Source organism: Robertmurraya sp., assembly GCF_036676585.1.
Classification (GTDB): Bacteria; Bacillota; Bacilli; order Bacillales; family Cytobacillaceae; genus Robertmurraya_A.
Map to the genome: position 1 here is coordinate 22606 of NZ_JAKFCQ010000040.1, position 19063 is coordinate 41668.

Annotated in this window: 15 protein-coding genes; 3 read left to right on the forward strand and 12 right to left on the reverse strand. The window is 37.3% G+C overall.

The window, feature by feature from the left end; translation table 11 throughout:
* Positions 1-6: 6 nt before the first annotated feature.
* The 5 genes from ACGLXV_RS04885 to ACGLXV_RS04905 form a co-directional block, all read right to left on the reverse strand.
* Positions 7-1068: a LacI family DNA-binding transcriptional regulator gene (locus tag ACGLXV_RS04885; RefSeq protein WP_391557753.1), complete on the reverse strand. Its 1062-nt coding sequence runs from the start codon at positions 1066-1068 to the stop codon at positions 7-9.
* Positions 1069-1184: 116 nt separating this feature from the next.
* On the reverse strand, positions 1185-2726 hold the full coding sequence (locus tag ACGLXV_RS04890) for an alpha-amylase family glycosyl hydrolase (RefSeq protein WP_391557754.1): 1542 nt from the start codon (positions 2724-2726) through the stop codon (positions 1185-1187).
* Positions 2727-2768: 42 nt separating this feature from the next.
* The gene (locus ACGLXV_RS04895) at positions 2769-3611 is read right to left on the reverse strand and encodes a sugar ABC transporter permease (RefSeq protein WP_119707192.1); all 843 of its coding nucleotides are present in this window, start codon (positions 3609-3611) and stop codon (positions 2769-2771) included.
* 1 nt (position 3612) lies between these two features.
* A complete protein-coding gene (locus tag ACGLXV_RS04900; RefSeq protein WP_119707191.1) occupies positions 3613-4899 on the reverse strand; it encodes a carbohydrate ABC transporter permease in 1287 nt (428 codons plus the stop codon).
* Positions 4900-5017: 118 nt separating this feature from the next.
* Positions 5018-6301: an extracellular solute-binding protein gene (locus ACGLXV_RS04905; protein ID WP_119707190.1), complete on the reverse strand. Its 1284-nt coding sequence runs from the start codon at positions 6299-6301 to the stop codon at positions 5018-5020.
* A gap of 351 nt (positions 6302-6652) precedes the next feature.
* On the opposite strand from ACGLXV_RS04905, the gene ACGLXV_RS04910 reads away from it, so the two are divergent.
* Both ACGLXV_RS04910 and ACGLXV_RS04915 read left to right on the forward strand, forming a co-directional pair.
* Positions 6653-8410 (forward strand): alpha-glycosidase, encoded by a 1758-nt coding sequence (locus ACGLXV_RS04910; protein WP_391557781.1) that lies wholly within the window; start codon positions 6653-6655, stop codon positions 8408-8410.
* Positions 8411-8508: 98 nt separating this feature from the next.
* Positions 8509-9864 (forward strand): MATE family efflux transporter, encoded by a 1356-nt coding sequence (locus ACGLXV_RS04915; RefSeq protein ID WP_391557755.1) that lies wholly within the window; start codon positions 8509-8511, stop codon positions 9862-9864.
* 39 nt (positions 9865-9903) lie between these two features.
* Here ACGLXV_RS04915 and ACGLXV_RS04920 read toward each other — a convergent pair whose 3' ends face one another.
* From ACGLXV_RS04920 to asnB, 4 genes are all read right to left on the reverse strand, one after another.
* Complete coding sequence (locus ACGLXV_RS04920) at positions 9904-10743, reverse strand: phytoene/squalene synthase family protein (RefSeq protein WP_391557756.1); 840 nt, start codon at positions 10741-10743, stop codon at positions 9904-9906.
* On the reverse strand, positions 10727-12202 hold the full coding sequence (locus ACGLXV_RS04925) for a phytoene desaturase family protein (protein ID WP_391557757.1): 1476 nt from the start codon (positions 12200-12202) through the stop codon (positions 10727-10729). The genes ACGLXV_RS04920 and ACGLXV_RS04925 overlap by 17 nt, the downstream gene beginning before the upstream one ends.
* Positions 12202-13722, reverse strand: a complete 1521-nt coding sequence (locus tag ACGLXV_RS04930; RefSeq protein ID WP_391557758.1) for a phytoene desaturase family protein — start codon at positions 13720-13722, stop codon at positions 12202-12204. The genes ACGLXV_RS04925 and ACGLXV_RS04930 overlap by 1 nt, the downstream gene beginning before the upstream one ends.
* A gap of 143 nt (positions 13723-13865) precedes the next feature.
* Positions 13866-15719, reverse strand: coding sequence for an asparagine synthase (glutamine-hydrolyzing) (asnB, locus tag ACGLXV_RS04935; protein WP_119707185.1), 1854 nt, complete (start codon positions 15717-15719; stop codon positions 13866-13868).
* Positions 15720-15914: 195 nt separating this feature from the next.
* Between asnB and ACGLXV_RS04940 the strand changes: the two genes are divergently transcribed.
* Positions 15915-16475, forward strand: a complete 561-nt coding sequence (locus tag ACGLXV_RS04940) for a DUF2777 domain-containing protein (protein ID WP_119707184.1) — start codon at positions 15915-15917, stop codon at positions 16473-16475.
* Positions 16476-16510: 35 nt separating this feature from the next.
* Here ACGLXV_RS04940 and ACGLXV_RS04945 read toward each other — a convergent pair whose 3' ends face one another.
* From ACGLXV_RS04945 to ACGLXV_RS04955, 3 genes are all read right to left on the reverse strand, one after another.
* A complete protein-coding gene (locus tag ACGLXV_RS04945; protein ID WP_119707183.1) occupies positions 16511-16879 on the reverse strand; it encodes a YisL family protein in 369 nt (122 codons plus the stop codon).
* A 110-nt stretch (positions 16880-16989) separates the two neighbouring features.
* The gene (locus tag ACGLXV_RS04950) at positions 16990-17856 is read right to left on the reverse strand and encodes a fumarylacetoacetate hydrolase family protein (protein WP_391557759.1); all 867 of its coding nucleotides are present in this window, start codon (positions 17854-17856) and stop codon (positions 16990-16992) included.
* Positions 17853-19028: a DUF418 domain-containing protein gene (locus ACGLXV_RS04955; protein ID WP_391557760.1), complete on the reverse strand. Its 1176-nt coding sequence runs from the start codon at positions 19026-19028 to the stop codon at positions 17853-17855. Before ACGLXV_RS04955 ends, ACGLXV_RS04950 begins: the two co-directional genes overlap by 4 nt.
* Positions 19029-19063 lie beyond the last annotated feature (35 nt).

A 19063-nucleotide genomic window follows, 5' to 3' on the forward strand; every position in this document is an offset into this window, starting at 1 on the left:
GACTTTTCAACTGAAAGTCCCTTTTTGAGGCAACAATACTCTTTCTTCATTTGGATAAGAACAAGAGAAGCGTTTAACAATTTGATGTGGAATAATAATTCTCTTGATTGGTTCTTTTGGGTTTTCTATCTTTTGGATCAAGCTACGAGCAGCTTCAAACCCAAGGTCAAAAATATTAATATCCACACTTGTGAGAGGTGGCCTGGACATCTCTGACACTAGTACATTATTGAAACTGATGATCGAGATATCTTCAGGTACTTTAATTCCCAATTCATCTAATGTATTAAGAACCCCTAATGCCATTAAATCATCCGCGACAACCAGTGCAGTGGGTGGAACCTTTAAAGAAAGCAATTCCCTTACAGCTTCTTGTCCACCTTCTCTTAAAAATTCTTCATGTACAATATAATCATCATTTAATGGAATTCCTGCTTCACGAAGTGCCTTTTCGTATCCAAGTAAACGCTCAACCGTTACAACAAGATTTAAGTTTCCACCGACAAAAGCGATATGATCATGTCCAAGCTGAATGAGATATTCCGTTACTTCCTTTGTTGCACGGAAGTTATCATTATCAACATGAGTAATTTCCTCCACATGCTTAAAAGGTTTGCCAATAACTACAAATGGAATGCCTCTTTCCTGCAAATACATTAACACTTTATCTTCAATTTTCGAATAAAGTAGGACGACTCCGTCAACGCGTCCACCTTGGACCATCTGTGTAACTCCGTCTAGAATTTCATTGTCAGTCTTTCCTGTTGTCATATATAAGGCGTAGTGTTTTTCATGCGCCCCTTCACTAAGTCCTCTAAGTACCGTTGGAAAAAAGGGATTCTGAAATACTACGTCAGTAGAGCTCGGCATGACGAGACCGATTGCCTGTGTGCTTTGACTCGCTAAACTTCTTGCAATAAAGTTAGGATGATATCCTAACTCATCCATGGCTTCTCTAACCTTTTTCTTCGTTTTTTCACTTATTCGAGGATTATTTGCAATTACACGTGATACGGTAGATGGTGCGACCTTTGCTAATTTAGCAACATCTTTAATTGTAACAGCCATCTTACCCACCTCATTTCCTAATAACTACATTTTCTGAATAGCATTAATAATTATTCAGGTTTTCTTTATTCCTTATTCTACCCTAACTATCCGATACTTTTGTAGTATATTTTTTATCATTGATTCGGGAGTTTTTTCCTTTTCGATCTTTTCCATAGCAAATAGATAAATATAATAAACGCTACGTACACAGCTCCCATTATAAGTATATATGGGATATTCAACCCTGTTTTCTGGCCTAAGATAAAAATTTGCGCTTGGTCACGGTCGAGCACGATCGTATATTCCTGGCCTTTTCCACGGACAATCTCATCACTGAGTACACCTCGAAGTTCTTTATCCTTTTCAAGCCCTTCTGTAATGGTTACTGTTTGTGTTTTTGATGTGTTATTAATTGCTACAACAGTGGTTTCACCATCATACTCCCTTTTATATACAGCCATTCCCTTCTCTTCATATAGAAACTCGAACGTACCACGAGTTAAGGACGGAAGTGTTTGTCTAGCAGCTCCAATTTGAGAAATATAATCCACCAATTCTTTATCTGTTCGGAAATCCATTTGTCTACGGTTATCAGGGTCTTCCCCACCATCAAGAGCAATCTCACTACCATAATAAACGATCGGAATACCAGGCGTCGTATACAAGTAGGTAAGGGCAAGCTTCCAGCGAGGACCAGGATGCTCATTGTTTTGCACCGCATCTCTTGTAAAGCGCGGAGTATCATGATTATCCATAAAAGTACCCATTAAATAAGGATCTTCATAAATGGTTTTGTTTCGGTCCGCAGACGTATACAACCAATAAAGAGATTGATCAGGTTTAGCAAAAGCCGTACGTAAATGTTCGTTTAAGGGATAATCCACAAAGCCATCAATACCCGCTTTGTCATACTGGGCTATATAATTTGGGTCATTGTCCCAAACCTCACCGAGTAAGTAGAAATCATCCTTTACACTTTTTACTTCTTTAGAAAATGTTTCCCAAAAATCAACTGGTACATGTCGTACCGTATCGAGTCGATAGCCATCGATATCTGTTTCTGTGATCCACCACTTTGCTGCCTCTAATAGATAATTTGACACTTCAGGATTTTCCGTATTTAAATCAGGTAATCCATAAATCCAACCATTATTGAGTTCATCTTGATCTTCCCAATTTAAAATTTCCTTATTTTCATGAAACCAATCCTTTTTCTCACTGTCTGTCAGCCACTCGTGCTCAGGGGAAACATGATTGACAACAAAGTCAAGGACGATCTTTATGTCTCGTTTATGTGCCTCTTCTACTAATTCTTTAAACTTTTCTATCGTTCCAAAATGTTCTTCTGTGTTGTAAAAGTCAGTAATCCAGTATCCATGATAGCCCTTTTCCGCATTATCAAAAACCGGGGTAAGCCAAATAGCGGTGAACCCCATGTCTTTAATATAATCCAATTGATCGATTATACCTTGAAAGTCACCGCCATGATATGATTTGGGATCATCCATATTTACTTTAAAATCATTGCTGAAATCGCTATTATTAAAGCGATCGATCATAATAAAATAAAAAGTCTCATCCTGCCATTTTCGCTCTTCTTTTTCCACTGCACCTACCGGTAGGGAGTAAAAAAGAAGAAACGGGATTAAGATGAAAGAAAGCATTTTCTTTTTCATCTCCGCTCCTCCTTTTCCTGTTAGAAATCCTTCCCTACAAGATTATCCTTTTGTTCCTCCAGCCGTCAAACCAGAAACGAAATATCTTTGGAAAACTAAGAATAATGCAGCGATTGGTATAGCAATTAATACAGAACCTGCAGCAAACTTTGTAAATTCGTTACCGAACTGTTTCGCAACCAGTTCATATAGGCCAACTAATAATGTAAATTTATCTTCTGATCGTAATAAAATACGCGCTAAGATAAAGTCTCCAAAAGGAGCAATAAATGAGAATAAAGCAACTACTGCTAATATTGGTTTTGCAAGAGGCATAACAATTTGGAAGAAAATTCTTAAATGTCCCGCTCCATCCATTTTTGCAGATTCATCAAGCTCTTTCGGAATCGTATCTAAATATCCTTTCATTAAATACGTATTCATAGGAATTTGACCACCGACATACACAAGAATTAATCCTAAGTGTGTATCAATTAAACCTGTACGGTTTGCTAAAACAAAGATTGCAATAAGTGCAGCAAAGTTTGGAATCATTTGTAGAATTAAGAATGTGATTAGACCATTCTTTCGACCAACAAAACGGTATCTTGAGAATGAGTATGCGGTTAATGCCACACTCGCAACAGTTAACACCATTGTAATAATACTGATTTTTAAGGAATTTTTATACCAGATAATATAGTCACTCTTGTCAGCATCAAACAGATGCTTATAGTGTGCTAGTGTTGGGTTTTCTGGAAACATCGTTGAGCCCGAGAGACTATTCCCAGGATTAAACGAAGATCCAATAATCCAAAGCAATGGGTAGAATACAATAACTGCCATGACCGCAATGACTAAGTATGACAGTGTAAGTCTTATGATTTTATTCTTTTTCATACTCATATTACATCATATCCTCTTCTTGGAATGATTTTGTTCTTCTAAATTGCCATAAAGCCACTGCAATAATAATGAAGGATAGAATCATTGTGATGGCAGCCGCTTTTCCATATTGTGCTGAAGTCATCGTCAATCGATAGATCCATGATATTAAAATATCTGTTCCCCATGCGGTTTGCCCTGGCACAGCTGGTCCCCCGTTGTTAAAGAGGAAGATAACATTAAAGTTATTAAAGTTAAACGTATATTGTGTAATCATGATCGGTGCAGTTGCAAACAATACAAGTGGTAAAGTAATCTTTGAGAACTTTTGCCAAATACTTGCACCATCTACAGTTGCTGCTTCATATAAGTCCTCTGGTATAGACTGAAGCACACCTGTTACCATTGCAAAAATGAATGGGAAACCTAACCACCCTTGAATTAAAATCAATGCTAGACGTGTCCAGTTGGCTTCTGTCATCCATGGCTGCGGATCTAACCCTAGAGCTGGTAATATCATTTTATTAATCGCACCGAAAGTTTCATTGAACATTCCAGAGAAAATCATAATGGATACGAAAGCTGGTACCGCCCAAGGTAAAATTAAAATGGTACGAATAATCGCTTTACCTTTAAGATCTTTCTGGTTAACAATAATTGCAAGAAACATTCCTAAAGCAATTTGGAACGTAGTCGCACCAAATGTCCAAACAATTGTCCAACCTAATACTTTAAAGAACGTATTTCGCCAGATATCAATTTTAAAGATATCGATAAAGTTCTGTATCCCAATCCAATCAACTAGCTTAGCTGGTGGTGAGTGGTATAAATCGTAGTTTGTAAACGCCAATAAGATGACGAAAATAATCGGAAAGATTACAACAAAAATTAATAACAAGAACCCTGGTGAAATCATTAAATATGGAAAACCACCGTCAATTAAGTTGTGGTATTGTTCTCTAACTGAATTTAGTTTTAAACCTAGATCACGTTTTTTTCCATTAGAGTGTGCATCGTAAAGGTTAAATGCATACACCCCTAACCCTAGTACTGTAACAATCAATGCGATAATTCCATCAATCAAAAGAAAGATCGAATGGTCAACTTTAGGTATTTCACCTAGTGTAAACAATCCCCAAAATCCCATGTTCAATATGTCGCCAAACACAATACCGAATGAAGCTGCTAATACAAGAAAGATTATTCCTTTTAAAAACTGACGATTATAAAATTGCCCTAATCCTGGGACAATTGAAAGCAATGCAGCTGTCTTTGCATGCTTTGTTGTTCCTACTTTTTCCGCTTCCATTTGACTTCTATCCCCTTTCTAACTTGAGGAGGAATGTATTTTTATTGCGCAACCGTTTGCCTAAATGAATGTAATGATAGGCAATACCGGAGGTACTGCCTATCGATTGTACCACAAATTATTTTGCGTGGTTCGTCTCAATCTGCTTCTTAATTGTATCTACTGCAGAATCAAGAGCTGCTTTTGGCTCTGATTTTTGAGTTGCAATTTGTTGTAATGCTGATGCCATTGGAGACCAAACCTCAGCCATTTCTGGAATATTAGGCATTGGAATCGCATATGAGGACTGAACAGCCACTGCTTTTGCAGCTTCGTTATCAGCAATAATTGGATCCTCGATTAAAGTTTTAACTGGTGGAATTTCTCCAGTTGTTTCAAAACGAGTTTTTGCACTATCTTCATTTGTTAAGAATTCAACAAGCTTTGTAGCCCAATATTGATTTTCAGTGAATGCTGTTACATGCCATCCTTTAACACCCATGAATGTTTTTACATTTTCACCATTTGGTAAAGTTGGTAGCGGTGCAACACCGTAGTCAATTCCAGCATCCTTCATTGCTTGGAATGCCCAAGGACCGTTCATAACAGAAGCAACTTTCCCTTCGTTAAATAGCCCGTCCATAGCAGATCCACCAGATTCACCGATGATTCCTTTAGGGAAAAGTCCTTCTTTATACCATTGTTGAATGTACGCAGCACCTGTTACAGAACCTTCGTTATTTAGACCGATATCATCGCGGTTTAACGCGCCATTTTCTTCTTTAAATACGTAAGCACCGTTTCCACCCATAATACCATGAGCGAAGTAATAGTTATCCCAAAGAGCTAAGAAACCGTAGTTATCGCCTTTAGTGAAATCCTTTGAGAAAGCATATAACTCATCAAAAGTTTCAGGAGCTTTTTCCATTAACGCTTTGTTGTAAATAAAGACTGGTGTTTCTGTAGCTTTTGGTAGTCCATAAAGCTTTCCATCATACATTTGAGCTGAAATTGAAGATTCAGTGAACGTATCAAGTACGTCTTGCTCTACTTCGATTTCTGAGATTAATCCCTCAACAACTACTTGACCGATTTGGTCATGTGGTAGAGTTACAACGTCTGGAGCATTTCCAGCTGGACCATCTAGACGAAGTTGGTCACGAATTTTGTCTGCCATTCCTAATGTTTTATACTCAACCTTAATACCATATTCTTTTTCGAAAGCTTCGATAGCAGGCTCTAATGCAACCTCTTTATCTGTATCTTCCCATACTACTAATTTCTCTGGCTTTGCTGGTTCTTCTCCAGCCGTATTGCCACCTTCATTTTCTGTTGAAGTACCTTCCTCTCGATTTGGTCCACATGCAGCAAGGACTCCTAGTACTAACATGATCATCATGAAAAGCGAAAATGCTTTTTTCATTATTGACCCCTCCAAAAATGTATGTTTTTAATTTCTGCTAGCTGTACAAACGATTGCACAAATCTACAAAAACAGCACTCTATGAAAACGTTGCCACAATTAGTTGAAAATAAGTAATTCATTGGTCTTATACGTTCGACTGAAACAATAGAGTTGTGAAAACGATTGCACAAACTATATTTTTTATTATACCTAGTTTTTTTGTTTTGACAACTATTTTCACATAAAAGACAAAGAAAAAAATTTATAAGTGTTTTACCATGTATTTGTTGAAGGGTTTTCACATATCTGCTAACGTAAAGAAAGTAGAATTAAATGCAATCGATTGCACAAAGGGAGGAAAATATTATGATTACTCGTTCTTCTATCTATCATCGTCCTACAGATGAATACGCATATCCCATTGATGAACATACATTACATATAAAACTGCGTACTCGTAAAGAAGAGGTACAAACGGTTCAACTTTTATTCGGTGATCAATATGAGTGGAAAGATGGGGCTTGGATTTCTCAGCAGACAGAAATGGAGAAAGTCGCAACAGATGCTCTTTTTGATTACTGGCTTCTAAGCATACAACCTGCCTATAAGCGAATTCGCTACGGTTTCTTTATTAGTAATGGAGAAGAAACCATTTTATATACAGAAAAAGGGTTTTATGAGAAGGCTCCAAAGGATCCGGGCTATTACTTCTCTTTTCCCTTCCTTCATGCGAGCGAAGTATTTCGTGCTCCAAGCTGGGTAAAGGATACTGTCTGGTATCAGATATTCCCAGAAAGATTCGCCAATGGTGATCTTACCAATGATCCGGAAGGTGCACTACCTTGGGCAAGTGAACCTCCATCACCGAAGAATTTTTTTGGTGGCGACTTTAAAGGTATCATCGATCATATTGATTATTTAGTGGATTTAGGGATCACTGGAATTTACTTTACTCCTATTTTCAAGGCATATTCGAATCATAAATACGATACGATTGATTATATGGAGATTGATCCTCAGTTTGGGGATAAGGAAACCTTTAAGGAACTTGTGAAAATTTGCCACAAAAATGGAATAAAGGTAATGCTTGATGCTGTGTTTAATCATAGCGGATATCACTTCCCTCCCTTTCAAGATGTTCTTAAGATTGGAGAGAACTCAAAATACGCAAGCTGGTTCCACGCGAAGGAATTTCCTTTAAAAGGTGGCGAGCTTCCAAACTACTCTACATTTGCCTTTGAGCAAACGATGCCTAAGCTTAATACACAAAACGAAGAAGTAAAGCAATACCTGCTCGAGGTGGGAAGGTACTGGGTTCGAGAGTTTGATATAGATGGATGGCGATTAGACGTAGCGAATGAAATTGACCATCAGTTTTGGAGGGAGTTCCGCCTTGCCGTTAAGGATCTCAAGCCTGACCTATATATTCTAGGTGAAATTTGGCATGATTCCATGCCATGGCTGCGAGGAGACCAATTTGATGCAGTTATGAACTATCCTTTCTTAACAAATGTATTAAATTTCTTTGCAAAAGACCAGATTTCAAAGCAGCAGTTTATTGAGAACATGACATCTGTAATACAAATGTATCCTAGCAATGTTAATGAAGCTGCTTTTAACCTCGTTGGAAGCCATGATACACCACGTATTTTGACAGAATGTAAGGACAGCACAGATAGAATGAAGCTCATCTACACCTTTATGATGACATTTATCGGGACACCTTGTATATATTATGGAGATGAAATTGGCTTAAGTGGAGTCATGGACCCTGGTTGTAGAGAATGCATGCCGTGGGAGGAAGAAAATTGGAATAGTGAGATGCGACAACATATCCAAACATTAATTAAGCTAAGAAAAGAAGAAAAGCTTCTCGCAAACTCAGGAACCTTCTCCTTCCTTGCTAATTCCGATGAAGATGTGTGTATTGCCTACTCCAAAAAGGATGAAAACAAAGCAATTATAGTTATTTTAAACCCAACGTCCAAAGAGGCTACGTATTCTTTACCATTTCATTTAAAAGGGAGAAAACTTACAGACTTATTAAAAAATAGTGAATTTGCTGCTGAGTCTGATCAACTTTCAGTTACAGTTGCTCCTTTCGGCTTTGAAATCATCTCCTTTTAAATTAATACTTCATCTGTTAAAATGAATTGTTTACGAAATAGTCTTAAGCATTCTGCTTAAGACTATTTCCTTTTATTATGTTAGGGGGTCAAGTAGTCATGAGCACGAAAAGCAAAAAACAAAAGATGACCCTTGTTGCTTTAACATGGCCCATCTTTATTGAAATCTTATTGTATATGCTTATGGGTAATGCAGATACATTAATGCTCTCTCAATACTCTGATGAGTCCGTTGCCGCTGTTGGCGTATCGAACCAAGTCCTTTCGCTAATCATCGTTATGTTTGGTTTTGTTGCAACAGGAACAGCTATTCTTGTCACACAGAATTTAGGGGCAAAGCAGGAAAATACAGCTGCAGAAATTTCAATCGTTTCCCTTGGAGCAAATCTTGTTTTTGGAATCCTTTTAAGTATAGGAATTTTTCTCTTTAGTAAACCTATTTTATTAATGATGGATTTACCTCCCGAACTATTGGATGAGGCGAACTCTTACCTGTTAATTGTCGGAGGATTTTCTTTTGTTCAAGCGTTTATTATGACGATTGGTGCAGTCATTCGTAGTTATGGGTTTACGAAAGATGTTATGTATATCACGATTGGAATGAATATTATTAATGTGATTGGAAACTACTTTTTCATTTTTGGTCCTTTTGGTTTTCCGATTCTCGGCGTGGAAGGAGTAGCTATCTCAACTACTGTTAGTAGATTCATAGGTTTGGTTATAGCCATCATCGTGATGATTAAAAGAATTCCTGTACAGCTGCCGTTTCACCTGCTGTTCCATTTTCCAAAGGTGCATGTTAGAAACTTGCTTAAAATTGGTATTCCTTCCGCTGGTGAGCAACTTTCCTATAATGGTTCCCAGATGGTCATTACGTTCTTTATTGCCACACTTGGTACGGAAGCACTAACTTCCAAAGTATACGCTCAGAATCTTATGATGTTTATCTTCCTTTTTAGCATTGCGATAAGTCAAGGTACACAAATATTAATAGGTTATTTGATTGGTGCAAAGAAGTATGAGGATGCCTATCATCGATGCTTAACAAGTCTACGTCTAGCTATTATTATTTCCTTAAGCGCAGCCGTACTCTTCTCGTTTTTTGCAAAAGATTTAATGAAGATATTTACAAGCAATGAGGACATCATTGCACTGGGTAGTACGTTGATTCTGTTAACGATCATTTTAGAACCAGGACGCTCGTTTAACTTAGTCATTATCAATTCTTTAAGGGCGACTGGTGATGTAAAATTCCCAGTATATATGGGGATTCTTTCTATGTGGGGGGTAGCTGTCACCTTAGCTTATTTACTAGGAATTACCTTTGGTCTTGGACTCGTTGGCATTTGGATTGCTTTTATTGTAGATGAATGGCTTAGAGGCTTACTCATGCTTTGGAGATGGCGTTCAAAGGTATGGGTTCGACATTCCTTTATAGAAGAAAAAGCTGTTTAATAGGAGATATAAAGAAGCAAGGCATTTCGCCTTGCTTCTTTATAATGCTGCAAGAATTTGCTCCTTTGTGTCTGACCCGATAAAACTCCGATATTTAAAAATATTATATCCATTTTTCCTAACTTGATCGAGAATGGCTTTATACATTAAAGCCGCACCCTTTACGGGAATCCTTGAGTATTCTGGATAATAATTGATAGTTAGTAACGCTTGTTCATAGTAATACTCAGAAATTGCCGCAATATCTTCCCACATCCTAATAAATCGATCATTCACCTCGTAGTGAAGAAGCTCTTTATACGAGTAATGATGCTTTAAGAACATTTCTTTTGGTATATATATTCTTCCCATGGAAAGGTCCTCACCAATATCTCTTAATATATTTGTTAGCTGCATTGCTAAGCCTAGTTGAATGGCACCCTCCCTTAAAACATCGATATTTTTTGGGGCCAAAACGGGTAACAGCATTATTCCTACAGTACTAGCCACATAATAGGAGTATTGTAACACTTCATCGAATGTCTCGTATTTCGTCCGTTGCAAATCCATCCTTTGGCCTTTTATCATATCTTCAAAAGGAGTAACTTCCATCTCAAATTTTTCGAACACATCTGATAAAGCAATCCACATAAACTCAAACTGACTGCCTATTTGTTTCCCTTTAAACAATTCAAATTCCTTTTCGAATTGTTTTATTCCTTCCTCTGGAACTCTTTCTTCATCAATGATATCATCGATAATCCGACAAAAAGAATAGATGGCCCAAACCGCTTTTTTTTGTTCTTTCGGCAAATATGAAAATGCTTTATAAAAAGTTTCTGAATGTGCTTGAATCACTCTTTCGCAATGTAAATACGCCTCTTCAATAGTTATCAACACTCTTCACTTCCTTTCCTATTTTTTCATTCGTTTCATCACATATATAATCAACAAGTAACTTGGCTCCTTGCATGACAATGGGAATTCCACCCCCTGGATGTATTGATGCTCCAACTGCAAAAATATTCTTCTCATGAAAAGGCTTTACCTGTGGTCGATACATACCTGATTGAAAAAGTGTAGGGGCAATACCAAAACTTCCTCCTTTATACAATCCTTCCCGCATAGCGTCTGCAGGAGTTCGAACCTTTGACCATTCAATATGTGCCTTTATACCTAGAAAGCCTTTGTGATTCATTTTCTCAATAATTCTATCAACTAATTTCGGCGCTTCTATATCCCAATCAATATGATCCCCAGCCGGTACTGGAACAAGCGTATACAGAACACTCTTACCTAAAGGGGCAAGAGTTGCGTCAATTGCTGAAGGATAGAAGGTGTAAAACGATGGTGATTGTGGAATAGTTTCTTCCTCAAAAATCTCCTTCATCGATCGAGCAAAGTCATCTCCGATAAAGAATTGGTGAAGGGATGAAGACTCAAACGTCTTGCTAAGACCCAAATAGATTAATAGACAAGCAGAAGACGGTGTAAATGATCGTTCTCTATTTAATAACCTCTTTTGCTCCACCGGAAAATCACCGTTTATAATATACGAATCATAGATTTCCTTTCTTCCATTTACCATTAAATACTCTGCTTTGTTCCCACTTGATATAATTTGCTCTACATGACAGGAGGTATAGATGTTCACCTTACGCTTTCTAAGCTCCTCCTCCAGTACCGCTACCAAACTGGCGTATCCACCTTGTAAATAATAAATCCCATGATCATGTTCGCTAAACGATACCAAACTATAAATGGCAGGTGTCGTAAATGGATTTCCTCCGATATAAAGCGTTTGTAAAGCATAAGAAATTCGCAATTTTTCATTTGTAAAGTAAGTTGAGAGTTCCTTATATACACTTCTATAAGCCTTTAATTTCGCTAGTAGCATGACCGTGCGATAGTTCCAAAACTCTTGAAAACTTAGAAAAGGCTTTTCTAGAAAATGAATTTTACCTAGTTGAAATCTAGTTTTCATATCAGTAATAAATTGATTAAACCCCTTTACATCCTCAGGGAACATCTTCGCAATTTCCTTTTCCTGTTTCAATCGGTCGCTATACTTTGTGTAAGTAGATCCATCTGAAAAATGAATCTTATATAATGGATCACATTTTAAAAGCTTGTAAGCAGAAGGGGAAATACCTCCTTCTGATAAAATGGTTTTTATCATATCCGGTAAAAGGACAATGGTAGGACCTTGATCAATTCGAAACTCATCGTTCCCTTCAAACGCTAATCTTCCCCCTAATTTGTGGGACTTTTCATAGATAGTCACATTGATTCCTTTTTGGGATAACAGTAGAGCGGTTGTAAGACCTCCAATCCCTCCACCAATAATCGCTACTCTCATTACGAATTCCCCCAGGCAATTTCTGAATGAGACGGAAACTTAATCCCGTCGGCTTTTGACATCAATTTTGCTGTGATTCTTGCAGATTCCAATATGGTCGGGAGTCCGCTGCCTGGGTGGGTACCACCGCCAACTAACCAAGTATTCTGTAATTCTTCAAACTTATTATGTGGTCTGAATACCATCATTTGCGAAAGCTGATGCCCTAAACTAAAGGTTGCCCCTTGAAACACGTTCATTTCACTTTCCCACTGTACAGGTGATATAACCTTTTCGAATTCTATATATCTTTTTAAGTCTTTAAAATCTGTTCGATCTTCCAAAATCGCATAAACAAGCTCCTTAAATGCTTGTTCATTTAATTCCCAGTCAATCTGGCTCATATTATTCGGTACAGGTGCTAGTATATATAGAGTAGATTTTCCTTCTGGCGCTAAGGTTGAGTCAGTAACAGAGGCATTCTGAATATAAATGGACGGATCTTCTGATAAAACCAGCTCTTTCGTAATTTCTTCTACATTTTTCTTATAGTCTTTTGCGAAACAAATCGTATGATGAGAGGTATCGTATCGCTTATTTAAACCTAGATAAATCATAAATGTAGAACATGAAAATTTCTTTTTATTCATTTTTTCTTTGCTATACTTCTTCAATATCCCCTCAGGCACTAAATGGGTCATTACATGAGCAAAATCCCCATTAATAATGACTTCATCCGCCTGAATCCGTTCTCCCGTTTTTAAAATGATTCCTTTTGTCTTTTTTCCTTCTAACCAAAGCTTGTCGACCTCAGCCCCCAGGTGAATGACTCCGCCTAATTCCACTGTAACCTTCGCCATTGCTTCTGACAGTTGATTTAGCCCTCCAATCGGATGATACACTCCATATTCGTGTTCCATATAGGACAGAATGGAAAATGCTCCAGGACATTCCCACGGTGACATACCTAAATACTTGGATTGAAATGTAAATGCAAGCAAAAGCTCCTTATTAGAAAAATAATCACTTAAGACATCGTATAAGCTCCTCCCAAGAGAGAGATGTGGTAATGCCTGTAAAACCCTCCACGAAACATAATCAAGATATCGATCCATTTTGTTTTGTAAAAGAGGTGTTAACATCTCAAACTTCTTTTTTGTATCGCTCATAAATCGAAGGTATCCTTCTCCATCGCTTGGAAAATATTTTTCTATTTCTTTAATCATTAAATCTCTGTCACGGTACATACGTAATCGTCTCTTATCAAATAAAAGTTCGTACATGTTTGTAAGTTCAATGAGGGTTACATAGTCATGAAGATTTCTGCCTGCCGCTTGAAAAAGCTCTTCAGCAATATGAGGCATACTAAAAAAAGTTGGGCCAATATCAAAGGTAAATCCCTTTTCATGCATAGCTCCATTTCTTCCCCCTACCTTCCCATGTTTTTCAAAAACTTCTACATGGTAACCAAGGCTAGACAAAAGCATAGAAATGGCTAAGCCTCCTGGACCCGCACCAATAACAACTACTTTTTTACGCATAAATTTTCTCCTCTTATAGTTATACAAAACCTATATATTATATATACAAACAATATACCACTTGTGTGTATCAAGAAAAACTTTAAACTCTCTGAAATGCAAAAAGTCTATACGTCACACGTATAGACTTTTTGCTCTCTTATTTACGACTCAACAATATTAATATTGTAATCTTTAAACCAGATGTGAATTTGGGCTAGATGAGCAAGAAGCTGTGGTCCAGTCATTAATTGGCCGAACCAAGGTTCTTTAAAGGCTGCACCTTCAGTAGCGATTATTTCCTTTAGTTTTGCTTCATCAAAGAATTCATAAAGAACTGAACCTCTATCCGTCATAATCTCTGCAAGCATCTGCTGTACTGCTTTTGTATACTTCGGATTATGCGTTTTCGGATACGGACTTTTCTTTCGATACAATACTTCCTCTGGGAGAATTCCTTCTAATGCTTTTCGTAACAATCCTTTTTCACGATTCTGATAATTCTTCATCTCCCAAGGGATATTCCAGACATATTCAACTAGTCGATGATCTGCAAAAGGAACCCTTACTTCAAGACTTGCTCCCATACTCATTCGATCCTTTCGATCAAGTAAGGTGGTCATAAACCAAATCATATTCAGATAAAACAACTCTCGTCTTTTTGCTTCTTCCCTCGTCTCCCCCTCTAAAACAGGAGTTTCTTGAACAGTCTTATTGAATTGTTGAAGCATATAGTCCTTAAGCTGTAACTTTTCCCGCCATTCTGTTCGAAGCAAACCCTGTCTTTCTTCAATCGATCTCATCCACGGAAAACCTTCACGTGATAAGTCAGCTTCACGTCGGAACCAAGGGTATCCACCAAAAATCTCATCTGCACATTCCCCCGATAAACTAACAACAAAATCCTTTTTAATTTCACGGCAGAACCATAAAAGAGATGAATCTACATCAGCCATTCCTGGTAAATCTCTCACATGAACGGCTTCAATTAAATGTTCAGCAAGAAGCTCTTGAGAAATAATGCTATTGTGATGAGTGGTCTGAAATTCATCAGACATTTTTTGTATATAGATTCCATCCGAATTCGGCTGAAATTCATTTGCCTTAAAGAACTGGTCATTTCCTTCATAATCAATTGAATACGTATGAAGGCTCCCTTTTCCTTCTTTTTGATATTCCATCGCAGCAATGGCTGTAATAGCACTAGAATCTACTCCGCCTGATAAAAATGTACAAAGAGGAACATCTGAAACCAGCTGGCGTTTAACCGCATCCGTAAAGAGGAAGCGAACCTTATCAACGGTATCATTCAAGCTGTCCGTATGCTTCTCACTTTTTACATTCCAGTATCGCCAAATATTTAGTCCTTTGCTTTTGGATAGAGTAAGTGCATGAGCAGGCCTTAGCTCAGATATCCCTTTAAATACCCCATTTCCTGGGGATCTTGATGGACCTAGAGCAAAGACTTCTGCTAATCCTTCTCGGTCAATTTCTGTTTTCACTTCTGGATGAGCAAGAATCGCTTTTAATTCAGAGCCAAATATAATTCCTTTTTCTGTTGATAAATAAAAAAGCGGCTTAACGCCAAGTCGATCTCTTCCTATAAAGAGCTGTTCCTTCTTCTCATCCCAAATGGCGAAAGCAAATATGCCATTTAAATGTTCAACACAATTTTCTTCCCATTCTATATATGCAGTTAATAGAACTTCTGTATCAGAATGACCGCTAAAGGAATATCCTTTTACTAACAGTTCTTTTCGAATATCTTCGGTATTATATAGTTCACCATTATAACAAATCGTATATTTGTGATTATTTTTTGATTTAGACATTGGTTGTTTTCCGCCCTCAGGGTCAACAACAATTAAGCGTTTATGTCCGAATCCTGCATGAATATCCGTCCATACATTTGTATCATCTGGACCGCGCTTTGCCAAGGTTTCAGCCATTTTCGTAATAGAGTCACGTTCTTTTCTCATATCTCTTTGGAAGTCAATCCAGCCTGTTATGCCACACATATTTTTTTCATCCTTTCAAAGTAGTGCGTTTGTTTGGTCAGTCCGAACATATACCCATACTATGCTGGGCGCGAAAAATGGTTAATTGTCCAAATTTTAAGCGCGGGCGTTTAAAATACAAACAAGATGTCTACAAAGAATGAAGATAGATCTAAAAAACTTTTATACCCTTTAGCCTTTAACGGAGGTCTTATCATGAATAGACAGCAACGACTAAAACTTTTTGAGTATCAAACGAGAGCATTTATTGAAGGTACGGTAGAGCATATAAACAACCAGTGGATTTTTTTCGATGAGGAAACAGATGAAGCCTCCATTTTGGATGATTTTTTACACCAAGAAATTGAGGTATTTCGATTCAATCGGTGGAAAAAGGGAATTTTATTTGAGGATGGGAAAGTAACATTTGGAAGTGAAACTCTTCATTTAAAAAATCAAGATGTAGTAAGAATCCGCAAACACTTAATGTATTCCCTTGAACGGTTGCTAGAAGAGATCAACGATGATTCGTTTTATCAGTTTATTTCTCATTTAAATTCGCTTGGTTTTTCAATCTTTGATTGTATTTATTGCTACAATCATCTAACTTTTTTAAAGGATGCGGAAAGAAAAAGTGGTGTGAATTTTATTATCTTTGATAATCAAGAGGATATTTGTAATGTTCAACATCATTTCTGTTATTATAAAAAGCAAACCGACCGTTTTGAATTTACACTTAACGCTGGTAAGAGAACGGTGATTGAAAAATTTATATAATAAAACCTGCTCCGAGATTAAGGAGCAGGTTTTATTTAAAATAGTTGAAAACCAAGTGGTAAGCGAAGTCCTAATAAGATTACTAGAACAACTGCAACATAAAATTGTATCCAAAGCGACTTTGTTTCTTTTCCTTTTACCGTACGAACGAGAACCATCTCCATCGCTGCGATTACCCAAAGTCCAATTAAAACTTTAGCTATATACTCAACTGGCTGCATGGAGAATAACGTATGAACGAGCATTCCACCTGTTGCAAACACAATGATATACAAAACTCTCAAAATCATATGAACGATTTTCGCAGCCTTTGCTTTTCCACTCTTATGTAATGAGTTTGCTACAAAAAATAGGACTAGTGCAAGAACCCATGCGGTAATATGGGCATGTGTGTTAATCGACATAAATTAGCCTCCCTATTAAATATCGACTTTATCATACCACAACAGTGTTAAAAAAACTAAAAAGAACGTCTCTATTGAATTTCTTGATTCATCATTTGTTCACAAAGTTTTCAAATTTCCTCACTGACTTTATTCGTTAGGGTTCCAATACCCTCAATCGTAATTTCAATTTGATCGCCTGGCTTTAGAAAGCGCGGTGGGTGAAATCCTTTACCTACACCTGCTGGAGTACCCGTAGCAATCACATCTCCTGGTTCAAGTGTCATCCCCATTGAAAGTGTCGAGATCATTTCTTCAACCGAAAAGATAAAGTGCTTTGTATTAGAGCTTTGGCGAACCTCTCCATTTACTTTCGTTTCAATATGTAATTGATTGGGATTTGATAGGCTCTCTTTATAAACAAGAAATGGTCCCATCGGGCAACTGGTATCAAGGCTTTTTCCGAGAAAGAACTGCTTATGCTTCGCCTGAAGATCGCGTGCCGTTATATCGTTTACAATCGTATAACCAAACACATAGTCAAGGGCATCTTCTTTTTGAATATTCCTTCCCTTCTTTCCAATCACGATCGCTAGCTCCCCTTCATAGTCTAACTGCTCCGTAATGGATAGATGATTCTCAATTTGTTCATTTGGACCAATAATCGTAGTTGGAGCTTTTGTAAAAACCATCATATGCTCAGGAATGTCATCCTTACTTCCCATCTCAATCGCATGGTCCACGTAATTTTTCCCTACACACAAAATGTTTTTCGGAGGTTTTGTAATGGGCGAAAGCAAGGTAACCTCTTCTAAAAGGAAATACTCCTCCTCGCTTGCTGCTTGGATTTTTTCGTTAATCTCCTGTAGAAATTCTTCTCCCTTTGCAATACATTCGACCATTGAATCCGTTTCGTTAACAGAAAGAACCTTTGTTTCTGTTGAATCTAAAACACCAATAAAAACTTTGTTTTCTCTTTTTCCGGTAATAAGCTTCATTTGTTTTCTCCTTTTTTCATTAAATTCTGCCATTCCCAGTACGAAACTGTTCTCCACACCCACTCAAATGGGCCTATATAAAAATACTTTATCCATATATGACTAAAAATTAATTGAAATAGAAATATCGTTAAGGCTAATACCGTTCCTTCGACAACTGATACTTGTCCATACAGTCCAAGTCCGTAGGAATAAAATATCATCGTCGATACGATGGATTGTACTAAGTAATTTGTGAAACTAAGCTTCCCAACAGGTCCAAAGAATTTTAACACCTGTAAGCCTCGTTCATGATTCGTACCAAGTGCGATCAGTAGGATGTATGATATAGATAAAAGAGGACCACCAAGCATATCTTGAGAATATTCTGTTGCCCAGTTTCTTGTTAACCAATAAGGAGCGCTCTTAATAACCAATCCAATGAGTAATGTTACCCCTATTGCTACTAGAAACGGTCTCTTTAATTCTTTTACTCTTCTTAACCAGTTCTCTTTCGCCGCTCCTCCCCCGATTAAAAACATCGGAAAGATTGAAAAGAGCATAAAGAATAGATTACCTGGATTATTTACTAAATACCAATCCATAAATCTTTGCTCCCGTATTTCCTCATAAGTACCATTTTGATAAGCTTTATACGACGCTAGTGCACTTGTCTCATCTGCCAACGTAAATTCCCCATTACCAGCAACCATTGACGCTAAGATCATCATTACCGTAATGATGACATTAGGTACAAAGTATAAAATCATCCCCAGTAACATAAGTACTTTTCCTCTAAGTCTGATAAAGAGTAGCAGGAGGATGCCAAACAAGGAGTAGGTAAAAAGAATATCTCCATGCCAAATATAGTTCGCATGCACCCAACCGATAATGAACAAAAAAAGTAATCTCCTTATTGCTATGGTCGGAAAGTTTCCACCCTTTGCAATCGTTCTCTCTCTTAAAATCACAAAACCATATCCAAAGAGAAAAGAGAATAAAGGATATATACTTCCTTGGATGAACAAATCTATCCACGAGTAAAACAAGCGGTCACTAGTTGTCGTCCATGTAACAAATGGGTCAATATAAAGGATTGGAGTATGAAAAGATAGCATGTTTACTAAGAAAATCCCCAATATGGATAATCCTCTCATTATATCAATGGAAACAATTCTCTCCTGGTTATTCATTTCTTATATATATCCCTCCCTATTTCTACACTCCC